23 protein-coding genes are annotated in these 24341 nt (G+C 61.2%); 10 read left to right on the forward strand and 13 right to left on the reverse strand.

From position 1 onward, the window contains the following. Nucleotides 1-14 precede the first annotated feature (14 nt). The 3 genes from MHH62_RS20685 to MHH62_RS20695 form a co-directional block, all read right to left on the reverse strand. Nucleotides 15-773, reverse strand: coding sequence for a transporter substrate-binding domain-containing protein (locus MHH62_RS20685; protein ID WP_339231780.1), 759 nt, complete (start codon nucleotides 771-773; stop codon nucleotides 15-17). Nucleotides 774-811: 38 nt separating this feature from the next. Continuing rightward, entirely contained in the window at nucleotides 812-2866 is a 2055-nt protein-coding gene (locus MHH62_RS20690; RefSeq protein WP_078466472.1) for an NAD(P)-binding protein, read from the reverse strand. 223 nt (nucleotides 2867-3089) lie between these two features. Beyond that, complete coding sequence (locus tag MHH62_RS20695) at nucleotides 3090-3416, reverse strand: DUF1820 family protein (protein WP_003215457.1); 327 nt, start codon at nucleotides 3414-3416, stop codon at nucleotides 3090-3092. 130 nt (nucleotides 3417-3546) lie between these two features. Between MHH62_RS20695 and miaB the strand changes: the two genes are divergently transcribed. From miaB to lnt, 5 genes are all read left to right on the forward strand, one after another. Beyond that, on the forward strand, nucleotides 3547-4875 hold the full coding sequence (gene miaB / locus MHH62_RS20700) for a tRNA (N6-isopentenyl adenosine(37)-C2)-methylthiotransferase MiaB (protein WP_014720071.1): 1329 nt from the start codon (nucleotides 3547-3549) through the stop codon (nucleotides 4873-4875). 230 nt (nucleotides 4876-5105) lie between these two features. Further along, nucleotides 5106-6110 carry a PhoH family protein gene (locus tag MHH62_RS20705; RefSeq protein WP_019818064.1) on the forward strand — a complete coding sequence of 335 codons (1005 nt, stop codon included), beginning with the start codon at nucleotides 5106-5108 and terminating at the stop codon, nucleotides 6108-6110. Then, on the forward strand, nucleotides 6103-6561 hold the full coding sequence (ybeY, locus tag MHH62_RS20710) for an rRNA maturation RNase YbeY (RefSeq protein ID WP_019818065.1): 459 nt from the start codon (nucleotides 6103-6105) through the stop codon (nucleotides 6559-6561). Before MHH62_RS20705 ends, ybeY begins: the two co-directional genes overlap by 8 nt. Nucleotides 6562-6603: 42 nt before the next feature. Continuing rightward, nucleotides 6604-7443: an HlyC/CorC family transporter gene (locus MHH62_RS20715; protein ID WP_003194444.1), complete on the forward strand. Its 840-nt coding sequence runs from the start codon at nucleotides 6604-6606 to the stop codon at nucleotides 7441-7443. A gap of 8 nt (nucleotides 7444-7451) precedes the next feature. Then, nucleotides 7452-8975, forward strand: a complete 1524-nt coding sequence (gene lnt / locus MHH62_RS20720; protein WP_122299152.1) for an apolipoprotein N-acyltransferase — start codon at nucleotides 7452-7454, stop codon at nucleotides 8973-8975. Between the two features lie 112 nt (nucleotides 8976-9087). Here the strand turns inward: lnt and MHH62_RS20725 are convergent, their stop codons facing one another. Then, nucleotides 9088-9849 carry a YdcF family protein gene (locus MHH62_RS20725; protein WP_014720075.1) on the reverse strand — a complete coding sequence of 254 codons (762 nt, stop codon included), beginning with the start codon at nucleotides 9847-9849 and terminating at the stop codon, nucleotides 9088-9090. A gap of 97 nt (nucleotides 9850-9946) precedes the next feature. Beyond that, complete coding sequence (locus tag MHH62_RS20730) at nucleotides 9947-10252, reverse strand: hypothetical protein (protein ID WP_339231785.1); 306 nt, start codon at nucleotides 10250-10252, stop codon at nucleotides 9947-9949. 261 nt (nucleotides 10253-10513) lie between these two features. Here MHH62_RS20730 and leuS point away from each other — a divergent pair, with 261 nt between their 5' ends. The 5 genes from leuS to MHH62_RS20755 all read left to right on the forward strand — a co-directional run bounded on the left by leuS (nucleotide 10514) and on the right by MHH62_RS20755 (nucleotide 16616). Beyond that, on the forward strand, nucleotides 10514-13120 hold the full coding sequence (gene leuS, locus MHH62_RS20735; RefSeq protein ID WP_339231787.1) for a leucine--tRNA ligase: 2607 nt from the start codon (nucleotides 10514-10516) through the stop codon (nucleotides 13118-13120). Nucleotides 13121-13208: 88 nt separating this feature from the next. After that, nucleotides 13209-13814 (forward strand): LPS assembly lipoprotein LptE, encoded by a 606-nt coding sequence (gene lptE / locus MHH62_RS20740; protein ID WP_014720078.1) that lies wholly within the window; start codon nucleotides 13209-13211, stop codon nucleotides 13812-13814. 39 nt (nucleotides 13815-13853) lie between these two features. Next, the gene (gene holA / locus MHH62_RS20745; RefSeq protein ID WP_003194456.1) at nucleotides 13854-14891 is read left to right on the forward strand and encodes a DNA polymerase III subunit delta; all 1038 of its coding nucleotides are present in this window, start codon (nucleotides 13854-13856) and stop codon (nucleotides 14889-14891) included. Nucleotides 14892-15064: 173 nt separating this feature from the next. After that, complete coding sequence (gene arfA / locus MHH62_RS20750) at nucleotides 15065-15229, forward strand: alternative ribosome rescue factor ArfA (RefSeq protein WP_003176285.1); 165 nt, start codon at nucleotides 15065-15067, stop codon at nucleotides 15227-15229. Between the two features lie 61 nt (nucleotides 15230-15290). After that, nucleotides 15291-16616 (forward strand): lytic murein transglycosylase, encoded by a 1326-nt coding sequence (locus MHH62_RS20755; RefSeq protein WP_003194458.1) that lies wholly within the window; start codon nucleotides 15291-15293, stop codon nucleotides 16614-16616. A gap of 115 nt (nucleotides 16617-16731) precedes the next feature. On the opposite strand, the gene MHH62_RS20760 is transcribed toward MHH62_RS20755, so the two are convergent. The 8 genes from MHH62_RS20760 to rodA all read right to left on the reverse strand — a co-directional run bounded on the left by MHH62_RS20760 (nucleotide 16732) and on the right by rodA (nucleotide 24319). After that, a complete protein-coding gene (locus tag MHH62_RS20760; RefSeq protein ID WP_339231789.1) occupies nucleotides 16732-17652 on the reverse strand; it encodes an LD-carboxypeptidase in 921 nt (306 codons plus the stop codon). 153 nt (nucleotides 17653-17805) lie between these two features. Beyond that, nucleotides 17806-18807 carry a lipoyl synthase gene (gene lipA / locus MHH62_RS20765; protein WP_175556221.1) on the reverse strand — a complete coding sequence of 334 codons (1002 nt, stop codon included), beginning with the start codon at nucleotides 18805-18807 and terminating at the stop codon, nucleotides 17806-17808. A 25-nt stretch (nucleotides 18808-18832) separates the two neighbouring features. Beyond that, complete coding sequence (lipB, locus tag MHH62_RS20770; protein WP_339231791.1) at nucleotides 18833-19480, reverse strand: lipoyl(octanoyl) transferase LipB; 648 nt, start codon at nucleotides 19478-19480, stop codon at nucleotides 18833-18835. Next, nucleotides 19480-19761 (reverse strand): DUF493 domain-containing protein, encoded by a 282-nt coding sequence (locus tag MHH62_RS20775; protein ID WP_005791752.1) that lies wholly within the window; start codon nucleotides 19759-19761, stop codon nucleotides 19480-19482. The genes lipB and MHH62_RS20775 overlap by 1 nt, the downstream gene beginning before the upstream one ends. 85 nt (nucleotides 19762-19846) lie before the next feature. After that, nucleotides 19847-21004 carry a D-alanyl-D-alanine carboxypeptidase family protein gene (locus MHH62_RS20780; RefSeq protein WP_014720083.1) on the reverse strand — a complete coding sequence of 386 codons (1158 nt, stop codon included), beginning with the start codon at nucleotides 21002-21004 and terminating at the stop codon, nucleotides 19847-19849. A gap of 179 nt (nucleotides 21005-21183) precedes the next feature. Continuing rightward, nucleotides 21184-22188 (reverse strand): septal ring lytic transglycosylase RlpA family protein, encoded by a 1005-nt coding sequence (locus MHH62_RS20785; RefSeq protein WP_200600682.1) that lies wholly within the window; start codon nucleotides 22186-22188, stop codon nucleotides 21184-21186. Next, nucleotides 22188-23198 (reverse strand): lytic murein transglycosylase B, encoded by a 1011-nt coding sequence (mltB, locus tag MHH62_RS20790; RefSeq protein ID WP_020301955.1) that lies wholly within the window; start codon nucleotides 23196-23198, stop codon nucleotides 22188-22190. Before mltB ends, MHH62_RS20785 begins: the two co-directional genes overlap by 1 nt. Before the next feature lie 17 nt (nucleotides 23199-23215). Beyond that, nucleotides 23216-24319 (reverse strand): rod shape-determining protein RodA, encoded by a 1104-nt coding sequence (gene rodA / locus MHH62_RS20795; protein ID WP_044268991.1) that lies wholly within the window; start codon nucleotides 24317-24319, stop codon nucleotides 23216-23218. Between the last annotated feature and the right edge of the window lie 22 nt (nucleotides 24320-24341).

Here is a 24341-nt window from a genome sequence, read left to right on the forward strand (position 1 = left end):
GCCGTTGAGGGCGGTTATTGGCCGCTGAACATGTTCACTCCGGGGAAGTACTGCTCTTGCAGGCGAGCGTAGGTGCCATCGGCGTGCAGGGCAGCCAGCCCCTTATCCAACAGCGCTTTCAACGTGTGGTTGCCCTTGGCAATGCCAATGCCGCTTTTGGACGGCATCAACTCGCTGTCAATCAACGGGCCCAGCACGAACCCGACGCCTTGGGGTGAACGTAAAAATCCGCTCTGTGCTTGCTGAGCATCCTGCAGCGATGCCTGCAAACGCCCTGTCAGCAGGTCCGCGTACACTTGTTCCTGATCGGCATAAGCCACCACCTTCATACCCTGCCCGGCGAGCACTTGCCGGGCATACACTTCTTGAGTACTGCCCTGCAAATAGCCGACGGCCATGCCTGTGGAAAGCTCAGTGCCAGGGCGCATCACCATGGCGGTGGGACTGGAAAACACCTCCGAGGAAAAGTCGACGACCTTTTGCCGAGCGGCAGTGATGGTCATTGAAGCAAGGATGGCGTCGATCTTGCCGGCGTTGAGGCTGGGAATCATGCCGTCAAAGTCACTCTCGACCCATTGGCAGCGAACATTCAAATGTGCACAAATTGCATTGCCAATATCTATTTCAAAACCGGTCAAAGTGCCCGTACTGTCTTTATAAGCAAAGGGCGCATAGTTGGGATCGGCAGCGAAACGGATCACTTTATAATCGCTGGCAAACAACGATGAATTAATAAGGAGTGTGGTGAATAACATCAGGAGTATTTTTTTCATTATTGTATTCCTCGTTATTGATTGAACAGTCGGACTGACTACACCTCGATAAATGGAATTTCCCGCCGCACTATCAGCGAGCCTTCGGGCGCATCGAACTCACGTGCGATGCGATGACCTGAATACACCGCCGCCGCAATGGTGCCCGGCGCCACACAGTCGCCGATCAGCGTCAGCGTTCGGATGCCTGCCGCCTGTAACTGTTCGGGTGAGTTGTTCAAGGCCTGATACAGCGCCTGCTCAGGCTCCCGGGAAGTGACCAGCAGCAAGGCTGCAGCTGGGATCAACCGCGTACGTTCGGTGTAGATGCAACCCGCTACCACACCCTCTGGCTTAACGCTGACCAGCGTATGGGACGGTATGATCGTGACATTCAACTGCATCAGACGACGCTGAATGCGGTGCTGCTCGAGAGTGTTATGGGTCCAGGCCGCCACGTCCGCCGCAGGGGTGATGAATATCACCTCCACACCCCGCGCCACCAGGTGTTCGGCCAGCACGCTGCCCATGTAATAGTGATCGTCATCGAACAGCAACACCGGCGAAGTGGGCAACACCCCCGCCATCAGGTCATCAGGCGTCAGCACGGGCAGGCTCTCCAGGCCCGTTAAGGGGGAGCGCAAGGCGCGTCCCAAGCCATCCCGCCGCCAATGGGAACCCGTAGCGATGAACACATGCTCGGCGGCGAAATCCAGCACATCCTGGGCCTGCAAGGGGCTTTCCCGATAGATCTCGACTGACGGCATGCGGCTCAACGCATCCAGTCGATAGTCAATCACCCGTGCCCAACTCGCCAGCCCCGGCAGCCGGGCTTCCAACGCTACACGCCCGCCTAGGGTGCGCAGGCTGTCGACCAGGGCCACTTCCATCCCTCGCGCACCTAGGATCCGTGCACACTCAAGCCCGGATGGCCCGGCGCCGACCACCAGCGCCCGGCCGGGTTGCTGCGTACGGTTGACCGACTCGGGGTGCCAGCCACGCCGCCACTCCTCGCCCATGGTCGGGTTCTGTGTACAGCGCAGGGGCGTGCTGGTGTGGTCGCCACTGACACATACATTGCAGCCGATGCATTCGCGAATTTCCTCGGCGCGCCCCTCTTCAATCTTCTTGGGCAAGAACGGATCGGCAATCGAAGGGCGGGCCGCCCCGATCAGGTCCAGTACGCCACGGCGAACCAAAGACACCATGGTGTCCGGCGAAGTGAAGCGGCCGACGCCCACCACGGGCTTGCTGGTCAGCGCCTTGAGCCCCAGCAGGAAGGCCTCCTGGTAACCCTCCCCGGCAAAGCGCGCCGTCACGCTGTCATTGGACCAATCGGCGACATTGACGTCCCACAAGTCCGGCAGGTCCGCCAGCATCGAGAAGATTTCGGCACCTTCGCCCTCGCGGCTGAGGCCGTCGGCCATTTGCTCATCCACCGCCAGGCGGACCGCTACGGCACACCGATCACCCACTGCGTCGCGAGTGTCTTCAATCAACTCGCGCAACAGGCGCACACGGTTTTTCAGCGTACCGCCGTATTCGTCGGTACGCCGGTTATTGCGTGGCGTGAGGAAATGGAACGGCACGCTCAGGTCGTGGCCGGCGTACACATAGATGATGTCGAAACCCGCCTCCCGGGCGCGCAATGCGGCGGCTCGATGCAGGGCGCGCAATTGCCGGATATCGGCATGGCTCATGGCCCGAGCCTGCACCGGGTCGTAACTGCGCACCGGGGTATTGGAAGGCGCCCAGGGAATTTCGCGACTGTAGCGGTTGGGCGCCGAGTAACCATTGAATGCCAGCTCTACCCCGGCCAACGCCCCGTGACGGTGTACCCCCTCACACATGCGCGCCAGTGCAGGAATATCGCGTTCATCCCAAAGACGCGCTTCTATATAAGGGGAGAACTCGCTCAGCGGGCTGATTTCGCATTCTTCCGTGCACACCACGCCCCAGCCGCCCTCGGCTTTCACTGCGCGCATGCGCGCCATCGCCGAGGGGTGCACGTGGCCCATGCCATTACAGTGCGGAACTTGATAAAAGCGATTGCGGGTACGCACCGGGCCTATTTGCACCGGCTCAAACAGAATGTCATAGCGAGGATCGCGCACAGGGCTACTCCCGAACAGGTCAGTTCGTTAATGACGGCGTGATGGAACTTGACGCTAATGAGTGGCGTGATTAAACGCAGTCGAACGGGGGAAACTTCGAGGTTTTCTTATTATTGGTAGATTCATGATGCCCTCTCTGAATAAACAAAATTTGCTATCTTTCAAACAAAATGTCTATCCATTGAGAGGCAGTTTCGGAAACGCCCTACAAATTAATTGCAGATCACTTCTCAGGCATCGGCATCGGAAACGGCATCACATTGCTCATGCCCCGAGCTTCACTGATCTTCGGCGTCCCCAAGCGCTCGACTTCATCGATGCGCACAATCGAATGCATGGGCACAAAGCTGCGCACCACACCTTCGAACTGGGCCTTGAGCTTTTCTTCGCCCGGATCGACCACCAACTGGGTGCGCTCGCCAAAGACGAACTCTTCCACCTCCAGGAAGCCCCACAGATCACTTTGATAGATCTGCTTGGCGTACATTTCGAACACCTGGCCCTGGTTGAGGAAAATCACCTTATAGATTGGAGCTTCACGTTTGGTCATGGTGGGCGAACAACACATGGGGATATAAAAGAGGGCGCGAACTATAGCATGGCACCCGATGCACAGCGCTAGGAACCAATGGGCATGCCCCCTATAATGCGCGGTTCTTTACCACCAGTTGACGATTCCCATGGCCAAGAAGCTTTACATCGAAACCCACGGTTGCCAGATGAACGAGTACGACAGCTCGCGCATGGTCGACTTGCTGGGCGAACACCAGGCCCTGGAAGTCACTGCCCGCGCCGAAGATGCCGACGTGATCCTGCTCAATACCTGCTCGATCCGCGAGCGGGCCCAGGACCGTGTGTATTCGCAGCTGGGCCGCTGGCGCGAATTGAAACTGGCCAACCCGGACATGGTGATCGCCGTCGGCGGGTGCGTGGCCAGCCAGGAAGGCGCTGCGATCCGCGACCGCGCGCCCTATGTCGATGTGGTGTTCGGCCCGCAAACCCTGCACCGCTTGCCCGAGATGATCGACGCCGCACGCATCACCAAGCTGCCGCAGGTTGACGTGTCGTTCCCCGAAATCGAAAAATTTGATCATCTGCCCGAACCGCGCATCGATGGGCCGAGCGCCTATGTGTCGGTGATGGAAGGCTGCAGCAAGTACTGCACCTTCTGCGTGGTGCCTTACACCCGCGGCGAAGAAGTCAGCCGGCCGTTTGACGATGTGCTATCGGAAATCATCCACCTGGCTGAAAACGGCGTGCGCGAAGTGACCCTGCTGGGCCAGAACGTCAACGGCTACCGTGGCCAGACCGATGATGGCCGCCTGGCCGACCTGGCGGAATTGATCCGCGTGGTCGCCGCTGTCGATGGCATCGAGCGTATCCGCTACACCACCTCGCACCCGCTGGAGTTCTCCGACAGCCTGATCCAGGCCCACGCCGAAGTGCCAGAGCTGGTCAAACACCTGCACTTGCCGGTGCAATCGGGTTCGGACCGCATTTTGTCGGCGATGAAGCGCAACCACACCGCGCTGGAATACAAATCCAAATTGCGCAAACTGCGCGCTGCCGTGCCGGGCATCTGCATCAGTTCGGACTTTATCGTCGGCTTCCCGGGCGAAACCGAGAAAGACTTCCAGCAGACCATGAAGCTGATCGAGGACGTCGGTTTCGACTTCTCCTACTCGTTCGTCTACAGCCAGCGCCCGGGCACCCCGGCTGCCGACCTGCTGGATGAAACCCCGGAAGCGTTGAAAAAAGAGCGCTTGAACGCGCTGCAACATCGCCTCAATCAGCAGGGCTTTGAAATCAGCCGACAAATGGTCGGTTCGATCCAGCGCATTCTGGTCACCGATTATTCGAAGAAAGACCCGGGTGAATTGCAGGGGCGTACCGAGAACAACCGAATCGTCAACTTCCGCTGCGACAATCCCACGCTGATCGGCCAGTTTGCCGATGTGCACATTGATGCGGCGCAGCCACACTCGTTGCGTGGCTCGTTGATCAACTGATCTCGCTGACCGGATGAAGATCAAAATGTGGGAGCTGGCTTGCCTGCGATAGCGATGTATCAGTGCCCTATGTGCCAACTGACCCACCGCTATCGCAGGCAAGCCAGCTCCCACAGGGGTTCTTCAGGGTTATCGAGAGTGGGGCCAAGCTATTTAAGTGCTTTCGCACACCGGCGCCTGGCGTTATTCTCTCTCTCACCTCATCAGCCAAAGGGCGGCTAAAAGCAACCTTGAACGCACCCATAGCAGAACCCCATCGCTTTATCCTCGAGCCGTTTGAGGCTCGCCGTTTCGCCAACCTGTGCGGCCAGTTCGACGAGCACCTGCGCCTGATCGAACAACGCCTGAGCATCGAGATCCGCAACCGCGGCAATCAGTTCGAGCTCATTGGTGAACCTCAACACACCACGTCTGCAGAAAACCTGTTGCGCCGCCTCTACCGCGAAACCAAGGGTAGCGAGCTGTCGCCGGAGACCGTGCACCTGTACCTGCAGGAATCGGCTGTGGAAGACCTGGCCAATAACCCGGTGGCCGAAGCCAGCGTGGCCTTGCGTACCAAAAAAGGCATGATTCGCCCCCGCGGCTTGAATCAGCAGAAGTACGTCAAGGAAATCCTCGGCAACGACATCAACTTCGGCATCGGCCCGGCCGGTACCGGCAAGACCTACCTGGCGGTGGCCTGCGCTGTCGATGCCCTGGAGCGCGAGCAAGTGCGGCGCATCCTGCTGGTGCGCCCAGCGGTCGAGGCCGGCGAAAAGCTCGGTTTCCTGCCCGGCGACCTGGCCCAGAAGATCGACCCGTACCTGCGCCCACTCTACGACGCGCTGTACGAGATGCTCGGCTTTGAATACGTGGCCAAGCTGATCGAGCGCCAGGTGATCGAGATCGCACCACTGGCCTACATGCGTGGCCGCACCTTGAACAACAGCTTCATCATCCTCGACGAAAGCCAGAACACCACCGTTGAGCAGATGAAGATGTTCCTCACCCGTATCGGTTTCGGCTCCACTGCCGTGATCACGGGCGACATCACCCAGGTCGACCTGCCCAAGGGCACCAAGTCGGGCCTGGGCCAGGTGATCGAGGTGCTCAAGGACGTGCCGGGTATCAGCTTCACGCACTTCATGCCCAAGGACGTGGTACGCCACCCGCTGGTGCAGCGCATTGTCGAGGCCTATGAGCGTTTCGAACACCGCGACGACGCGCCCGCCAAGGACGCTCGCCACGATGCTTGAGCTAGACCTGCAGCTGGCCACCGACGCGCCCGCCCCCAGCGAAGCCCAGTTCCGCCAATGGTGTGAACTGGCCCTGCGCCAGCGCACCGCCGACTCGGAACTGACCATTCGTCTGGTGGACGAGGCCGAAGGCCGTGAGCTGAACCACACCTGGCGCCAGAAAGACTACGCGACCAACGTGCTGTCCTTCCCCGCCGACGTGCCCGACGAATTGCTGGATATTCCGCTGCTGGGCGACCTGGTGATCTGCGTCGCGGTGGTCGAGCGCGAAGCGGCCGAACAAGGCAAGGAACTTGAGGCCCATTGGGCCCATCTAGTCATCCACGGCTGCTTGCATCTCTTGGGTTACGACCACATAGACGATGACGAAGCCGAGGAAATGGAAGCGCTGGAACGAACGTTGCTTGCAGAGCTGGGTCACCGCGACCCGTACGCAGACGACGAAAACTGATCAACACTCAACTGTCATATCAAAGGATTTAGAGTAATCGCTATGAGCGAAGACCGATCGAGCAACGGGCAGAAGTCATGGCTGGGTAAACTGACCCAGGCTTTTGCCCACGAGCCGAAAAACCGCCAGGAGCTCTTGGAGCTGCTGCGCGATGCACACCAGAACAAATTGCTGGACAGCGAAGCGCTGGCCATCGTCGAGGGCGCCATCCAGGTGGCTGACCTGCAAGTACGCGACATCATGGTCCCGCGCTCGCAGATGATCAGCATCAAGGCGACCCAGACCCCACGGGAATTCCTCCCGGCCGTGATCGACTCGGCGCATTCGCGCTACCCGGTGATCGGTGAAAGCCATGACGACGTCATGGGCGTCCTGCTGGCCAAGGACTTGCTGCCGTTGATCCTCAAGGAGAACGGCGACAGCTTCAACATCAAGGACCTGCTGCGCCCGGCCACCTTCGTGCCCGAGTCCAAGCGCCTGAATGTGCTGCTGCGCGAGTTTCGCGCCAACCACAATCACATGGCCATTGTGATTGACGAATACGGCGGCGTGGCCGGCCTGGTTACCATCGAGGATGTGCTGGAGCAGATCGTCGGCGACATCGAGGACGAGCACGACGTCGAAGAAGACAGCTACATCAAGCCGCTGCCCAGCGGTGACTTCCTGATCAAGGCGCTGACGCCCATCGAGAACTTCAACGAGTTCTTCGACAGCGAGTTTTCGGACGATGAGTTCGACACCGTCGGCGGCCTGGTGATGAGTGCGTTCGGGCACCTGCCCAAGCGTAATGAAACCACCGAGATCGGCGCCTATCGCTTCCGCATCCTCAATGCTGATAGCCGTCGCATCCACCTGATCCGCCTGACACCCATCGCCCGCTAAGGACTGACATGCGCCGTCTCACCTCACCCGGCTGGCCCGGTAATTTGCTGGCCGTGGTGGCCGGCGCCATCACAACCCTGGCGCTGGCGCCGTTCGATATCTGGCCGTTGGCGCTGGTAGCGGTCGGCCTGTTCTATATCGGCCTGCGGGAGCTGACACCCCGCCAGGCCCTGGGCCGTGGCTGGTGTTTCGGCTTCGGCCTGTTTGGTGCCGGCACCAGTTGGATCTACTACAGCATCCACCACTTCGGCGGCGCTTCGGTGCTGCTGGCGGGGTTCCTGATGCTGCTGTTCACGGCCGCCATCGCCTGGTTCTTTGCCCTGCCCGCCTGGTTATGGGCACGCTGGTTGCGCCGTAACGAAGCACCACTGGCGGATGCATTGACGTTCGCCGCGTTGTGGGTCGGCCAGGAAGCCTTTCGTGGCTGGTTCCTTACCGGTTTCCCGTGGTTGTACTCCGGTTACAGTCAACTCGATGGGCCTTTGACCGGCCTCGCGCCATTGGGTGGGATGTGGCTGATTTCCTTCGCCCTCGCACTCACCGCCGCATTGCTGTGCAACCTGCCGCGTCTGCTGGCCAGCAAGCGCAATGCCTTCATCGGCGCGGGCCTGTTATTGCTGGTTGCACCTTGGGCCATTGGCCTGGCGCTCAAGCATCACGCCTGGACGTCGCCGTCTGGCGCGCCGCTGAGCGTGGCCGCGATTCAGGGCAACGTCGAGCAAAGCATGAAGTGGGACCCCGACCAGCTCAATGCACAGTTGGCGCTGTACCGCGACATGAGCCTGAGCTCCAAGCGCGTCGACCTGCTGGTCTGGCCGGAAACCGCCGTGCCGGTGCTCAAGGAGTCCGTCGAGGGCTACCTGGGCATGATGGGCAAGTTTGCCGCCGACCGGGACAGTGCGTTGATCACCGGGGTACCGATTCGCCAGGAAGTGCACCACCAGAAGCGCTACTTCAACGGCATCACCGTGGTGGGTGAAGGTGACGGCACCTACCTCAAGCAGAAACTGGTGCCGTTTGGCGAGTACGTGCCGTTGCAGGACATGTTGCGCGGGCTGATCGCCTTTTTCGACCTGCCCATGTCCGACTTCGCCCGCGGCCCTTCTGACCAGGCCATGCTACAGGCCAAGGGTTATCAGATTGCGCCGTTCATTTGCTATGAAGTTGTGTACCCCGAATTCGCCGCCGGCCTGTCGGCCCAGAGCGACCTGCTGCTGACCATCAGCAACGACACCTGGTTTGGCCGCTCCATCGGCCCGCTGCAGCACCTGCAAATGGCGCAGATGCGTGCCCTGGAAGCTGGCCGCTGGATGATCCGCGCCACCAACAACGGCGTGACCGGGCTGATCAATCCGTTTGGGCAGATCACCGCGCAGATCCCGCAGTTCGAGCGCGGCATTCTCTATGGAGAGGTGGTGCCGATGCATAACCTCACGCCGTACCTGCAATGGCGTTCGTGGCCGTTGATCATTGTGTGCCTGCCATTGTTTGGCTGGGCTCTGCTGGCTGCACGAATGTCCAAAACGCTCTGACCTGTGGGAGCTGGCTTGCCTGCGATGGCGGTGTATCAGTGCCCTGAGTGCTCACTGACCCACCGCCATCGCAGGCAAGCCAGCTCCCACATTTTGATCTCCTGTGTTGCGCCTACCGGTAAAACAACCGATACCCCACCTGCCCCACCGCTTCATTGATCAACTGCCCGCTTTGCCACACCGCCTTGACCTCCGGCATCCAGCCACCCAACGGTCGGCCATGGTCCACACCCAAAAAGCCCACCGGCCCCGGCACCACGGTGAAGCCGGCCTTTTCAAAACTCCACACCGAACGCGGCATGTGCCAGGCCTGGGTCACCACTACCACACGCTTGATGCCTTGAGGCAAGAGTATCTCGGCGCTCATCTGGGCGTTTTCCCAGGTAGTGCGGCTTCGCTCTTCTTTCCAGCGTACGGTGACACCGAAGTCATCCTGCATCGACACGGCCATCAGCTCGGCCTCACTGGGCGGCGTGCCGTAGTGCAAGCCACCGCTGGTCAGCACTGGCAAACCGGATGCTTTGGCCAGCCGCGCGGCAAAACGCTCACGCTCCAGGCCAATACCGGTGGGCTGGTCGCTGCCCCAGGCAACGTCACCGCGCTCGCGCCCCGAGCCCAGCACCACAATCGCGTCGGCACGCTGGGCCAAGGTGGCCCAGTCTTCCCGGGCCAAAGGTGGTTCTGTCTCCAGGACACGGGCGCCCCACTGCACCATCACTGGCAGGCTGATCAACCACATCCCGCCCAGCCCGAGGGCAAAGCACAAGCCCGCCAGGCGTGGACGGCTGCGGCGAAACCACCAGGCACACGCCAGCAACAGCAGAAAAATACCGGGCGGCAACAACAGTTGTTTAATGAAATAACGAAAAGGCATCGGGCATCTCCAAAGATGCCCGAAGCCTAGATGCATCGGGGTTTTGCAACAATCCTTACCGACAACATTTTGATAACGCTAACGGATAACGCGGGTCTCACTTGCACCGCACGGAGCGGAAGTCCTCTGGCCCGCGGCCGGTCGCCAAGTCTTTGAGCCAGATGACCTTGGCCGAATGAGCGGGCGGGGAAGCCTGCCCATGGGAGGCGCGGTCGTAATTCAACGCCAGGTAGTTCTTGATCAATTCAAGTTCCGCCTGGCTCAAGCCTCGCAACTCCAGCTCCAGAGGCCGCTCATCACGCAATCGGCCTGCGGTTCTTGCGGCATCCAATGCCCGACCCAAACGGTCGATCAATCCTTCATACAACTGCGGTTTCGTTAAAGTTCGCTGCGATTCAACCATCCCCTCACCTCATTGAAGAAATACTTGCTCCCCACTAAACAGCGTAGCCCCCGTGGCTGCGCCTGCCCGGTGCCGCGACAGACGGCCCTTGCCGCGCAATCAGGGTTTCCCTCGATAGAGTGGGGTCATGTATGCTACGGCGCTTCCTGTAACTCCACTTCCCGCAGGGTTTGGGCACGGACGCGCCGCTTCTTGGTGTCGAACAACCCGGACAGTGCACCGAAGAGGATTAGGCCACCCCTATCCAGTTCAAAAGTAGCCATGCACGAACAATATCAGCCCCGTGAAATAGAAAATGCCGCCCAAACCTTCTGGGACGAGCAAAAGTCCTTTGAAGTCAGTGAACAGCCAGGCAAGGAGACTTACTACTGCCTATCGATGTTCCCTTACCCCAGCGGCAAGCTACACATGGGGCACGTGCGCAACTACACCATCGGCGACGTGATTTCGCGCTACCAGCGCATGCTCGGCAAGAACGTGTTGCAACCTATGGGTTGGGACGCCTTCGGCATGCCGGCAGAAAACGCCGCGATGAAAAACAACGTGGCGCCCGCCAAGTGGACCTACGAAAACATCGCCTACATGAAGACCCAGCTGCGCAGCCTGGGCCTGGCGGTGGACTGGTCCCGCGAGGTCACCACCTGCAAGCCGGATTACTACCGTTGGGAACAATGGCTGTTCACGCGCCTGTTCGAAAAAGGTGTGATCTACAAAAAAAGCGGCACCGTGAACTGGGACCCGATCGACCAGACCGTACTGGCCAACGAACAGGTTATCGACGGTCGCGGCTGGCGTTCCGGCGCGCTGATCGAAAAGCGCGAAATCCCGATGTACTACTTCAAGATCACCGCCTACGCGGATGAACTGTTGTCGAGCCTCGACGATCTGCCGGGCTGGCCTGAACAGGTCAAGACCATGCAGCGCAACTGGATCGGCAAATCCAAGGGCATGGAAGTGCAGTTCCCATACATCGTCGACTCCATCGGCGAAGCGGGCGCACTCAAGGTCTTCACCACCCGCCCAGACACCCTGATGGGCGCGACCTACGTCGCCGTGGCCGCCGAACACCCGCTGGCCACCCAGGCCGCACAGAACAACCCTGAGCTGCAGGCGTTCATCGCTGAATGCAAAGGCGGCAGCGTGGCCGAAGCCGACGTCGCCACCCAGGAGAAAAAAGGCCTGCCAACCGGCCTGTTCGTCGAGCACCCGCTGACCGGCGAGAAACTGCCGGTTTGGGTCGCCAACTACGTATTGATGCACTACGGCGATGGCGCCGTCATGGCCGTGCCGGCCCACGACGAGCGCGATTTCGAATTCGCTACCAAGTACAGCCTGCCGATCAAGTCGGTCGTGCGCACCAGCTCGGGCGACACCAACCCCGCTCCGTGGCAAGACGCCTACGGCGAGCACGGCACGCTGATCAACTCCGGCGAATTCGACGGCCTGGACTTCCAGGGCGCCTTCGATGCCATGGAAGTTGCCCTGATCCAGAAAAACCTCGGTGCCTCGCGCACCCAGTTCCGCCTGCGCGACTGGGGCATCAGCCGCCAGCGCTACTGGGGCTGCCCGATCCCGATCATCCACTGCCAAACCTGCGGCGACGTGCCGGTACCGGAAGACCAACTGCCGGTCGTGTTGCCAGAAGACGTGGTGCCGGATGGCGCTGGCTCGCCGTTGGCACGCATGCCTGAGTTCTACGAGTGCAGTTGCCCTAAGTGCGGCGCACCGGCCAAGCGTGAAACCGACACCATGGACACCTTCGTGGAGTCCTCGTGGTACTACGCTCGTTATGCCTCGCCGCATTATGAAGGTGGCCTGGTGGAGAAATCCGCAGCCGACCATTGGTTGCCGGTGGATCAGTACATCGGTGGCATCGAACACGCCATCCTCCACCTGCTGTATGCGCGCTTCTTCCATAAGCTGATGCGTGACGAAGGCCTGGTGAGCTCCGATGAGCCGTTCAAGAACCTGCTGACCCAGGGCATGGTGATCGCCGACACTTACTATCGTCGCGAAGCCAATGGCGCCTACACCTGGTTCAACCCGGCGGATGTCGAGCTTGAGCGTGACAGCAAGGCCAAGGTCATCAGCGCCAAATTGAAGGCCGACGGCCTGCCGGTGGAAATCGGCGGCACCGAGAAGATGGCCAAGTCCAAGAACAACGGCGTCGACCCACAGTCGATGATCGATCAGTTCGGCGCCGACACCTGCCGCCTGTTCATGATGTTCGCCTCGCCGCCTGACATGAGCGCCGAATGGTCCGACTCGGGTGTCGAAGGCTCGCACCGTTTCCTCAAGCGCGTCTGGCGCCTGGCCCACGCCCACGTCAGCCAGGGCCTGCCGGGCAAGCTGGACCTCGGCGCCTTGAACGACGAGCAGAAAGCCGTGCGCCGCAGCATCCACCTGGCTATCCGCCAGGCCAGCCAGGACGTCGGGCAGAACCACAAGTTCAACACCGCCATCGCCCAGGTGATGACGCTGATGAACGTGCTGGAAAAAGCCTCGCAGGCGACCGAACAAGACCGTGCGCTGATCCAGGAAGGCCTGGAAACAGTTACCCTGTTGCTCGCGCCGATCACGCCGCACATCAGCCATGAACTGTGGAGCCGTCTGGGCCACAGCGGTGCCGTCATCGATGCCGCCTGGCCGGTGCAGGATGACAGCGCCCTGGTACAGGACACGCTGCAACTGGTCATCCAGGTTAACGGTAAACTGCGTGGCCAGATCGACATGCCGGCCAGCGCCAGCCGTGAAGAGGTTGAAGCAGCTGCACGTATCAATGAGAACGTGCTGCGCTTTACCGAAGGCCTGACCATCCGCAAGGTGATCGTGGTGCCTGGCAAATTGGTCAATATCGTCGCCAGCTAAATCGGATCAGGCGCGGGGCTTGGGCCCCACGCCGAACTAAACCTTTAGGGCCCGAGAAGGCCCACCTGGTTTCAAGGGGAGCAACAAAATGATCAAACGCAATCTGCTGGTTATGGGCCTTGCCGTGCTGTTGAGCGCTTGCGGCTTCCAGCTGCGCGGCACCGGCACCAATGAGCTGTCGCTCAAGGAACTCGACGTCAGCGCCCGCAACGCCTACGGCGAAACCGTCACCCAGCTGCGCCAGACCCTGGAAAACAGCGGTGTGCACGTGTACAACGGCGCCACCTACAAACTGATCCTGACGGATGAGCGCGAAACCCAGCGCAATATCAGCTACGCCAGTGCTGGCCGTGCGTCGGACGTCGAGTTGAACACGGCGCTGATGTTCGAAATACAAGGCCGTGATCAGTTGCCGTTGATGGGTGACAAGATCCAGGTGCAGAAAGTGGTGAGCCACGATGGCAACAACCTGGTGGGTTCGGACTCCGAGACCATCCAGGTGCGCAAGGAAATGCGTCGTGAGCTGATCCAGCGCATGATGACTCGCCTGCAAATGCTCACCCCGGAAAAACTGGCTGAGCTGCAGCAAGTGGCCGACAACAAGGCCAAGGCTGACGCCGACGCCCTGAAAGCCGCGCAGGAATATGAAGACAACACACCGAAACAGTCACCTGTTGAAGTCCCTGTCGAGTAAGCCAGACGGGGCGCCCCTGGCGCCCCGTTTGCCCCGCCTATGAAACTTGCCCCCGCCCAACTCGCCAAACACCTGCAAGGTGGCCTTGCGCCTGTGTACATCGTCAGCGGCGACGACCCGCTACTGTGCCAGGAAGCGGCCGACGCTATCCGCACCGCCGCACGCCAGCAAGGTTTCGATGAACGCCAGGTGTTCAGTGCTGACGCCAGTTTCGACTGGGGCACGCTGCTGCAAGCTGGCGCGAGCATGTCGCTGTTTGCCGAAAAACGCCTGCTGGAACTGCGCCTGCCCTCGGGCAAGCCGGGCGATAAAGGCGCGGCGGCCCTGATGGAATACTGCTCGCGCCCCGCCGAAGACACCGTGCTGCTGGTCAGCCTGCCCAAGCTTGACGGCAGCGCGCAGAAAACCAAGTGGGGCAAGGCCCTGGTTGAAGGTCCACAGACTCAGTTCATCCAGATCTGGCCGGTGGACAGCAACCAGTTGCCGCAGTGGATTCGTCAGCGCCTGTCGCAATCAGGGCTGGCGGCGACACAGGATGCCGTGGAACTGATCGCCGCTCGGGTCGAGGGCAACCTGCTTGCCGCCGCCCAGGAGATCGAAAAGCTCAAGTTGATGGCTGAAGACGGGCAGATCACCGTCGAAACCGTGCAAGGCGCAGTGGCCGATAGCGCGCGCTTTGATGTGTTCGGCCTGGTGGACGCCATCCTCAACGGCGAGCCCGCCCACGCCCTGCGCATGCTCGAAGGCCTGCGTGGCGAGGGAGTGGAACCGCCGGTGATTCTGTGGGCACTGGCTCGGGAGCTGCGGGTGTTGGCGAACATTGCCCTGCAATACAGCCAAGGCACACCGCTGGACAAATGCTTCAGCCAGGCCAGGCCGCCGGTGTGGGACAAACGCAAACCCCTGATGAGCAAAGCCCTGCAACGGCACTCGGCGCAACGCTGGGCGCAACTGTTACTGGAAGCGCAGCGCATCGACGCACAGATCAAAGGCCAGGCGGCCGGCTCGCCGTGGATGAGCCTGAGCCGCTTGTCGCTGTTGATGGCTGGCCAGCGCCTGGCGTTGCCTGCCGAATAACCACCTCTGTACAACGGCACAAAACCCTGTGGGAGCTGGCTTGCCTGCTCCCACATTGACTCTGCCCACTGCCTATTTGCGACATTTCCCACCTATCGACGGGCTTTACAGCCGGCCCACTTCGGCAGATGATTTGCACCGCTGCATTCCACCCTCAAGCGAGAGAATCCACCATGAGCAAAAAGCCATCCAAGCATGGCCCCAACAAGGCCAAATCCATCATCGCCCAGCCCTTGTTCCGCAGCCGCCAGGAACGCGCCGGCAAAGGCAAAGGCAGCTACCGCCGCGAAGCCTTCCAGTCTAATAGCTGGGAGGCTTCTTACTTTCTGGCTGCCTGAAGGCAAGCGCCCCTCTGGCATGATAAGGTCTGTACCTGATTTGTAACCCCTGGACCTGTGCATGCCCTCTCGTCTTTCTCGTCATTGGCACCTGCGCCAATTGATCGCTGCCTCCAGCCTCATTCTGCTTGTCGCCTGCGCCGAAAAACCTACCGCTGCGGACGCTCAACCCCTGCCCAAGCTCCAGACGGCCCCGGCTATCGCGCCTGCCGTGGTGGCCCCGTTGGCGGTGGACAATCTCGATATCCAGCCGACCCAGACCTTTGCCGAATGGCAAGCTGGCTTCCGTGCGCAAGCGCTGCAGGCCGGGATCACTGCGGCCGTGTTCGATAACGCTTTTGCCGGCGTCACACCTGATATGGCGGTGATTCGCGCCGACCGCAGCCAACCGGAATTTTCCCGCCCAGTGTGGGAGTACCTCGACGGAGCACTGTCGCCGGTGCGCGTGCGCAATGGCCAGGCACTGCTGGTCAAGTACGCCGATATTCTGCAAAGCATCGAGCAACGCTATGGCGTCGACCGCCAGGCGCTGGTCTCGGTGTGGGGCATGGAGAGCAACTTCGGCGCTTTCCAGGGCAATAACTCGGTGATCCGCTCCTTGGCCACCCTCGCCTATGAAGGACGTCGTCCGGCCTTTGCGCAAGCGCAGTTGCTGGCCGCGCTGCAGATCATCCAGCATGGCGATATTCAGGCCGACCAGATGAAAGGTTCCTGGGCCGGGGCGATGGGCCAGACCCAGTTCATCCCGACCACCTACAACACCCATGCCGTGGACTTCGACGGTGACGGTCGCCGCGATATCTGGAACAGCCCGTCCGACGCCCTCGCCTCCACCGCGCATTACCTGCAAAGCTCCGGTTGGCAGAAAGGCCAGCCGTGGGGCGTTGAAGTACAGCCGCTGCCGTCGGGCTTCGACTACAGCCTGGCCGATGGCGGCGTGCGCAAGACCGTGGCGCAATGGCTGCAACTGGGCATCCAACTGCCGCCTGGCGTGAGCCTGCCGGCCAATGTCGACCAGCTGTCCGCCGCCCTGCTGCTGCCGGCCGGCTACCGTGGCCCGGCGTTCCTGGTGCTGGATAACTTCCGCGCGATCCTCAAGTACAACAATTCGTCGTCCTATGCACTGGCGGTTGGCTTGCTGTCGGAGCGGTTTGGCGGTGGCGGTGTGATTCGGGGCAGTTGGCCAAAGGATGAGCTGCCGCTGAGCCGTTCGCAACGCATAGACCTGCAGACGGCGCTCAGCGCCAAAGGCTATGACGCGGGTAATGCCGACGGGATCATTGGCGCCAACACGCGCAAGGCGATTCGGGCTGCGCAGCAGGCACTGGGCTGGCCGGCGGATGGGTATCCGACGGTGAAGTTGCTGGAGTCGCTGCAGAACCGCTGAAGTGATCGCTCCCACGCTCTGCGTGGGAGCGCTGCCTTGGACGCTCCGCGTCCGCGGCTGAAGAGGGTGACGCAGAGCGTCACTGAAGGAATTCCCACGCAGAGCGTGGGAACGATCAGGCCTTGAACACTACATCCTGCTCCAACACCACCCGCTGCTCCCCCGCATCCAGGCGCACCAAGGCGCCCATCGGCAATGTCAGGTTCGGGTCGCAATGCCCACTGCGCCAGCCTGCCAGCACTGGAATGCACAGCGGCTCAAAGGACTGCTTCAGCAGACGTGCCAACGCCCCGCTATCCACACCCGCCACATCCCCTACCAGCACACCGGCGACCTGGGCCAGCTTGCCAGCCAGGCGCAGGTGGGTCAGCAGACGGTCAATGCGATAGAGCGGTTCGTTGACGTCTTCGATAAACAGGATGATGCCGTCAGCGTCTATTTCGTAAGGCGTGCCCATGACTGCGGCGATCATCGACAAGTTACCCCCCAGCAAGCGCCCACAGGCCACACCTGGCTCGATTGTGGTCAACGGGTAGGCCATCGGGTGCGGCAGCACACTGCCGGCGCCCCGCTGGCCACGCAGCAGGCTGAACAAGGAGGATTCGGTGGGTGGCTGTTTGCCGCCGAGCAGGTCGGCGTTGAGCATCGGGCCATGGAACGTCACAAAGCCCGCATAGCGGTTGATGGCCAGATGCAAGGCGGTGATATCGCTGTAGCCCACGAACGCTTTCGGGTTGGCGCGCAGCAGGTCGAAGTCTAGGGCGTCGAGCAAACGGGGCGTGCCGTAACCGCCACGCAGGCAAAGGATGGCATCGATATCGGGGTTGGCGAAGGCGGCATGCAAATCACGCACGCGCACTTCATCGCTGCCGGCCAGGTAGCCGTCGTGCTCGTACACCCCGGGGAAAATGTGCAATTGGTAGCCACGGGCACGCATCCATTGCCCGGCTTTTTCAACATCCAGCGCGGCGGGGCCGGCGGGGGCGATCAGGCCGAGGGTGCCTTCGGGGCGCAGTGCAGGTACGGCGGCGGTCATCCATGGTTCTCCCTATATGACGCAGAACGAAATGTGGGAGCTGGCTTGCCTGCGATGCAAGCGCCTCGGTGTATCAGTGACACCGAGGTGATGCTATCGCAGGCAAGCCAGCTCCCACACAAGCCAGCATTTCACATTGATTCTGGGGGCGGCTTACGAAACCAGGCTCGCCTTGACCAGCTTGGCCTGCTCGTCGGCGTGGTACGAAGACCGCACCAACGGGCCCGAGGCCACGTTCTTGAAGCCCATCTTGTAGCCTTCCTCGGCGAACCAGGCGAAGGTGTCCGGGTGCACGAAGCGCTGCACCGGCAAGTGGCTGCGGGACGGTTGCAGGTACTGGCCCAGGGTCAGCATGTCGATGTCGTGTTCGCGCATGCGCTTCATGACTTCGATGACTTCTTCGTCGGTTTCACCCAGGCCCAGCATCAAGCCGGACTTGGTCGGGATGTGCGGCATCATCTGCTTGAATTTCTGCAGCAGGGTCAGCGACCACTGGTAGTCCGAACCCGGGCGCGCCGCCTTGTACAGGCGCGGCACGGTTTCCAGGTTGTGGTTGAACACATCCGGCGGCTCGGCAGCGGTGATGTCCAGGGCGACGTCCATCCGGCCACGGTAGTCCGGCACCAGGGTTTCGAGCATCACGTTCGGCGACAGCTTGCGGATCTCGCGGATGCAGTCGGCAAAATGCTGGGCACCACCGTCACGCAGGTCGTCGCGGTCTACCGAGGTGATCACCACATACTTGAGCTTCAGGTCGGCGATGGCGATGGCCAGGCTTTCTGGCTCGTTGACGTCCAACGGCTTCGGACGGCCGTGGCCGACGTCGCAGAACGGGCAACGACGGGTGCAGATGTCACCCATGATCATGAACGTGGCGGTGCCGCCAGAGAAGCACTCGCCCAGGTTCGGGCAGGAGGCTTCTTCGCATACGCTATGCAACTTGTGTTTGCGCAGCAGCGACTTGATACGGTCGACTTCCGGCGAAACCGGGATGCGCACGCGAATCCAGTCAGGTTTCTTCGGCAGTTCGGTGGTCGGGATGATCTTGACCGGGATGCGTGCAACCTTCTCGGCGCCGCGCAGCTTGACGCCGGCTTCCACCTTGGCACGCGGGGCCGGGGCTGGACGCTCAGTGATGTCCAGCGCCGGGATCATGGTTTGCACAACATCAGTAGTCATATCAATCAATTCCGCCCGTCAGGGTCGTCTGCTCTGCATAGTCGAGGTGTTTGACGAGCTGCGCGCGCAGCCGGGCACTTACCTCGGCAAATTCTATGGATGTTGCATGCTCACTCAACTGGGTCATCGCAAGCCCGGCGTAACCGCACGGGTTGATGCGCCGGAACGGCGCCAGGTCCATGTCCACATTCAAGGCCAGGCCATGAAAGGAACAACCGTGGCGAATGCGCAGCCCCAGGGAGGCGATTTTCGCGCCATCCACGTATACACCCGGTGCATCGGGCTTGGCCACGGCGGTCACGCCGTAACTGGCCAACAGCTCGATCAGGCACGTTTCCATGCGGCTGACCAGGTCGCGCACGCCAAACCCCAGCTTGCGCACGTCCAGTAGCAGGTAAGCCACCAGTTGACCGGGCCCATGGTAAGTCACTTGCCCCCCTCGGTCGACCTGCACCACCGGAATATCACCCGGAAGCAGCAAGTGCTCGGCCTTGCCGGCCTGACCCTGGGTGAAGACCGGCAGGTGTTCCACCAGCCAGATTTCATCCGGGGCCGAGGTGCCGCGCTCATTGGTAAAGCGCTGCATGGCATGCCAGACCGGCTCGTATGCCATCCGGCCGAGCTCGCGAAAGCCCAGGACTTGCGACATCACAGCACCATATGCACGAAGCCGGTGGCTCGCAGTTCGCTGTTGATGTTGTAGAGCTGGTCTTGATCGGTCGCAACGATGTGCAACTGGATCGTGGTGTACTTGCCGGTGGAGCTTTGGCGCTCGTCCACGCGGTTGTCGTTGATCGTCGCGTGCTTGCGCACGATTTCGAGAATCTTGTCCTTGCGGCCGACACCGGTATCGCTGATCACCTTGACGGGATAATCCGTCACAGGAAATTCGATCTTTGGCGCCTTTACTTCTACGTCTTTATCGGTCATGGCAGAACAGCCTCGTAAGCGCTAAGCCGTGGCGACGGGCAAAGCCCCGCGTTGGATCAACGCGGGGCTTTGCAGGTGCACACAATCAGTTGAACAAGCCGTAGAAGAATAGACGGATGCTATCCCATACGCGGCGGAAGATACCACCTTCCTCGACAGCGTCCAGCGCGATCAGGTCGGCGCTGTGCACCACCTTGTCGTCCAGCTTCACTTCGACCTTACCGATCACATCACCCTTGGCGATTGGCGCAACCAATTGCGGGTTCAGGGTCATGCTGGCGGCGAGCTTTTTCAGCTGGCCTTTAGGCATGGTCAGGGTCAGGTCGTCGGCCAGGCCGGCCTTGACTTGCGAAGTCGAGCCCTTCCACACCGGCGCGGTCGCCAGTTCAGCACCCTTCTGGTAGAAGGTCTGGGTTTCGAAGAAGCGGAAGCCGTAAGTCAGCAGTTTTTGCGTCTCGGCCGCACGGGCCTGCTCGCTGTTGGTGCCGAATACTACGGCGATCAGGCGCTGGCCATCACGTACGGCGGACGACACCATGCAGTAGCCGGCTTCGTCGGTGTGGCCGGTCTTCAGGCCATCGACGGTCTTGTCGCGCCACAGCAACAGGTTGCGGTTAGGCTGCTTGATGTTGTTCCAGAAGAATTCCTTCTGGGAGTAGATCGCGTAGTGCACCGGGTCAACGCGGATGATGGCGCGCGCCAGGATCGCCATGTCATGAGCCGACGAGTAGTGCTCCGGGTTCGGCAGGCCGGTCGGGTTCATGAAGTGGCTGTTGGTCATGCCCAACTCACCGGCGGTTTTGTTCATCATGTCGGCGAAGGCGTCTTCGCTGCCGGCGATGTGCTCGGCCAGGGCGACGCTGGCGTCGTTACCGGACTGGATGATGATGCCGTGCAGCAGGTCGCTCACGGTCACTTGCGAACCCACCTTGATGAACATCCGCGAACCACCGGTACGCCAGGCGTTTTCGCTGACAGTAACCGGGTCGTTTTCGCCGATCTGGCCGCGACGGATTTCCAGGGTCGCGATGTAGGCGGTCATCAGCTTGGTCAGGCTGGCAGGCGGCAGGCGTACATCACCGCCGTTTTCGACCAGCACGTTGCCACTGGCGGCGTCCATGAGGACCCACGACTTGGCGGCCAGTTGCGGGGAGGCCGGCACCATTTCAACCGCCCAGGCGGCCGGGGTGATGATCAGCGAGATAAGCAGGCACGTGCGTTTGGCTAAGGTGGTGATGTTCATCCGTCTCTCGAAATTGCTTATGGAAACTTGCCCTCGCGGGCAAAACTATTCAGACAGCCCGCTTCCAGACTGTCACGTGTTCGGTTGCCCGCTCACCCCTTGCCCCTGGGTTTTTATTGTTCAACGAGCCAACAACCAGGGCTCGGGCACGCAGACGCCCCGAGCCATCAATGCGTTACTTATTCTGCGGTGACCACGCTAGGTTGCCCCAGGTTGGCCAGGCGTACGCTGTTCTGCACTTGCGCCACTTCGCTCGGAGAGCCGATCGGGCCCATGCGCACACGGTGCAACGTTTGCTGGTTACGCACGATGGAGCTGATGAAGACTGGCGCACTGACCATACCGCTGAGCTTGGACCTTAACAGTTCTGCCGCATCCGGGTTGGCGAAAGCGCCGACCTGCAGGTATTGCCCGCCCGCCATCGAGGCGCCCGGTGCCGCGTGAGGGACGACGACGGTATCCGGAGCATGTTGCGCCGGCGGCGGCGTCCACTGCTCGATCTTGCCGGTCGAGGCCGTCACTTGCGGTTGCGGGGTAGCCGGTTCGTTGAGCATCAACGGCGCCGGCTTGCCGCGCTGGGCCCAGTACTGCGCCGGGTCGATGCCTTCGACTTTCACCCGGGCGGTGCCGGTTTCGGCGTAGCCAAGCTTCTTGGCGGCGGCGTAGGACAGGTCGATGATCCGGTCCGAATAGAACGGCCCGCGGTCATTGACCCGCAGGATCACCGTGCGGTTGTTGTCCAGGTTGGTGACGCGAACATAGCTGGGCAGCGGCAGGGTCTTGTGGGCCGCGCTCATGCCATACAGGTCATACACTTCGCCGTTGGCGGTGTTCTGGCCATGGAACTTGGTGCCGTACCAGGACGCGGTGCCCGACTGCACGTAAGTCTTGGACTCCTGCAGCGGGAAGTAATTCTTGCCCAGCACGGTATAGGGGTTGGCCTTGTAGGGGCCGGTGTGCAGGGTCGGCGTGGCGTCCGGGATTTTCGACACATCCACATCCCACCACGGCGCGCCGTCTTTGTGCGCGCGGTTGATGTCCAGGCCCGGCTGGGCGCGCACGACCGCGCCGCCGGCCTTCTTGGCCGGCGCACGGCTAGGCGTGGTGGAGCAACTGGCTACCAACAAGGACAACGCGGCGAACGCCACCAGCTTGAGCGGTTTTTTGAACGGCGATACCCGCATTACTTGTTGCCCCGTGCTTGAACCAGCTCATCTGACAGCTGATGCACGGCCATGGCGTACATCACACTGCGGTTATAACGCGTGATTGCGTAGAAATTCTTCAGGCCCATCCAGTATTCAGGGCCATTTGCGCCTTCCAGGCGGAATGCCGTCACCGGCATGTCGTCGCGTGGCGCATTCTGACTCGACCAGCCCAGCGCTCGCAACTCCCCGACGGTCTTGACCGGTTCGATACCTTGGGTCAGGCCCTCGTCGGCGTGCTCGCCCGCGACATCGGCGCGGATAACCACCGGCTCGCCGCCCACCCAGCCGTGGCGCTTGAAGTAGCTGGCCACGCTGCCGATGGCATCGTCGGGGTTGCTCCAGATATTGATGTGCCCGTCACCGTCGAAATCCACCGCGTAGGCCCGAAAGCTGCTCGGCATGAACTGCGGCAAGCCCATCGCCCCGGCGTAGGAGCCCTTGAGGCTCAGCGGGTCGACCTGCTCTTCGCGGGCCAGCAACAGGAATTCGCGCAGTTCCTTGCGGAAGAATTCGGCACGGGGCGGGTAATCGAAGCCCAGGGTCGACAAGGCGTCGATCACCCGGTAGCTGCCGGTATTGCGCCCGTAAAAGGTTTCGATGCCGATGATCGAGACGATCACCTGCGCCGGCACGCCGTACTCTTGCTCGGCGCGGGCCAGTACCGCCTCGTGCTGGCGCCAGAAATCCACGCCGCGGGCGATGCGTGCATCAGTGAGGAACATCGGGCGATAGTCCTTCCACTGCTTGACGCGTTCGGCGGGCCGGGAAATGGCGTCGAGGATCGCCTGCTTTTTCTGGGCTTCGCGGAACACGCCCATCAGTTGCTCACCGGCAAAACCGTAGTCGCGGGTCAGCTCACCGACAAATTCGGCAACCTGGGGAGAGCCATCGTAGTCACCGGCCTGCGCCTCTTGCGTTGCCCCCAGCAGCCCGATCAGGCCCATCCAGGTCGCATGCCGAGTCGCCCAGCCGCGCATTACTTGCATTGACATCTTCACCTTATTCAAACCTGTGCGATCCACTTGCGATGCGTATGAATCGACATCAAAACCCCAAACGCTGACAGCAATGTCACCAGCGAAGTTCCGCCGTAGCTAATGAATGGCAACGGCACCCCAACCACCGGCAGCAGGCCACTGACCATACCGATGTTGACGAAAACGTAAACAAAAAAAGTCATGGTCAGGCTGCCGGCGAGCAATTTGCCGAACAGCGTCTGCGCCTGGGCCGTGATCACCAGGCCGCGACCGATCAACAGCAGATAGATCAGCAACAATGCGCAAATGCCCACCAGGCCGAACTCTTCGCCCATCACCGCGATGATGAAGTCGGTATGGCTCTCGGGCAAGAAGTCCAGGTGAGACTGGGTGCCCAGCAACCACCCCTTGCCAAATACCCCGCCGGAACCGATGGCCGCCTTGGATTGGATGATGTTCCAGCCGGTGCCCAGCGGGTCGCTCTCCGGGTCGAGGAACGTCAGGATCCGTTGCTTCTGGTAGTCGTGCATAAAGAAGAACCACATGGCCACCGCCACGGGCACGGCGGCGGCCAGCACGCTGAGGATCCAGCGCCAGCGCAATCCGCCCATGAACAGTACGAACGCGCCACCGGCGAGGATCAGCAACGAGGTGCCAAGGTCCGGCTGGCGCACGATCAGCACAAAGGGCACGCCAATCAGGATCAGGCTGATCGCCACGTGCTTGAGCTGCGGCGGCAAGGTGCGCTTGGACAGGTACCAGGCAATAGTGGCCGGCATCAGGATCTTCATGAATTCCGACGGCTGGAAGCGAATCACCCCGGGGATGTTGATCCAGCGTGTGGCCCCCATGGCGTTGTGGCCCATGACGTCCACCACCACCAGCAGCAACACGCCGGCGACATACCCCAAGGGCACCCAGCGTGCCATGAAGCGCGGCTCCAACTGGGCGATCACCACCATCGACAGCAGGCCCAGGCCAAACGAGGACGCCTGCTTGATCAGCAAGTCCCAGTTCTTGCCGCTGGCCGAATACAGTACAAAAAGGCTGCCGGCCGCCAGGGTCAGCAGCAGGATCAGCAAGGGGCCATCAATGTGCATGCGTTGCAGCAACGTCGCACGGCGACGCATCACATCTTCGCTGGAGAGGATG

The sequence above is a fragment of the Pseudomonas sp. FSL L8-0168 genome (genome assembly GCF_037976155.1).
Taxonomy (GTDB): domain Bacteria; phylum Pseudomonadota; class Gammaproteobacteria; order Pseudomonadales; family Pseudomonadaceae; genus Aquipseudomonas; species Aquipseudomonas paracarnis.

Bases quoted from the DNA above. Each gene is read 5' to 3' on its own strand.
- MHH62_RS20730 (WP_339231785.1), bottom strand. From the start codon at position 10,252: ATGGTTGAATCGCAGCGAACTTTAACGAAACCGCAGTTGTATGAAGGA.
- miaB (WP_014720071.1), top strand. From the start codon at position 3,547: ATGGCCAAGAAGCTTTACATCGAAACCCACGGTTGCCAGATGAACGAG.
- MHH62_RS20695 (WP_003215457.1), bottom strand. From the start codon at position 3,416: ATGACCAAACGTGAAGCTCCAATCTATAAGGTGATTTTCCTCAACCAG.
- lnt (WP_122299152.1), top strand. From the start codon at position 7,452: ATGCGCCGTCTCACCTCACCCGGCTGGCCCGGTAATTTGCTGGCCGTG.
- lipB (WP_339231791.1), bottom strand. From the start codon at position 19,480: ATGTCGCAAGTCCTGGGCTTTCGCGAGCTCGGCCGGATGGCATACGAG.
- MHH62_RS20755 (WP_003194458.1), top strand. From the start codon at position 15,291: ATGCCCTCTCGTCTTTCTCGTCATTGGCACCTGCGCCAATTGATCGCT.
- leuS (WP_339231787.1), top strand. From the start codon at position 10,514: ATGCACGAACAATATCAGCCCCGTGAAATAGAAAATGCCGCCCAAACC.
- MHH62_RS20780 (WP_014720083.1), bottom strand. From the start codon at position 21,004: ATGAACATCACCACCTTAGCCAAACGCACGTGCCTGCTTATCTCGCTG.
- lptE (WP_014720078.1), top strand. From the start codon at position 13,209: ATGATCAAACGCAATCTGCTGGTTATGGGCCTTGCCGTGCTGTTGAGC.
- MHH62_RS20760 (WP_339231789.1), bottom strand. From the start codon at position 17,652: ATGACCGCCGCCGTACCTGCACTGCGCCCCGAAGGCACCCTCGGCCTG.
- MHH62_RS20775 (WP_005791752.1), bottom strand. From the start codon at position 19,761: ATGACCGATAAAGACGTAGAAGTAAAGGCGCCAAAGATCGAATTTCCT.
- arfA (WP_003176285.1), top strand. From the start codon at position 15,065: ATGAGCAAAAAGCCATCCAAGCATGGCCCCAACAAGGCCAAATCCATC.
- holA (WP_003194456.1), top strand. From the start codon at position 13,854: ATGAAACTTGCCCCCGCCCAACTCGCCAAACACCTGCAAGGTGGCCTT.
- MHH62_RS20785 (WP_200600682.1), bottom strand. From the start codon at position 22,188: ATGCGGGTATCGCCGTTCAAAAAACCGCTCAAGCTGGTGGCGTTCGCC.
- mltB (WP_020301955.1), bottom strand. From the start codon at position 23,198: ATGCAAGTAATGCGCGGCTGGGCGACTCGGCATGCGACCTGGATGGGC.
- MHH62_RS20715 (WP_003194444.1), top strand. From the start codon at position 6,604: ATGAGCGAAGACCGATCGAGCAACGGGCAGAAGTCATGGCTGGGTAAA.
- MHH62_RS20685 (WP_339231780.1), bottom strand. From the start codon at position 773: ATGAAAAAAATACTCCTGATGTTATTCACCACACTCCTTATTAATTCA.
- lipA (WP_175556221.1), bottom strand. From the start codon at position 18,807: ATGATCCCGGCGCTGGACATCACTGAGCGTCCAGCCCCGGCCCCGCGT.
- ybeY (WP_019818065.1), top strand. From the start codon at position 6,103: ATGCTTGAGCTAGACCTGCAGCTGGCCACCGACGCGCCCGCCCCCAGC.
- rodA (WP_044268991.1), bottom strand. From the start codon at position 24,319: ATGCGTCGCCGTGCGACGTTGCTGCAACGCATGCACATTGATGGCCCC.
- MHH62_RS20725 (WP_014720075.1), bottom strand. From the start codon at position 9,849: ATGCCTTTTCGTTATTTCATTAAACAACTGTTGTTGCCGCCCGGTATT.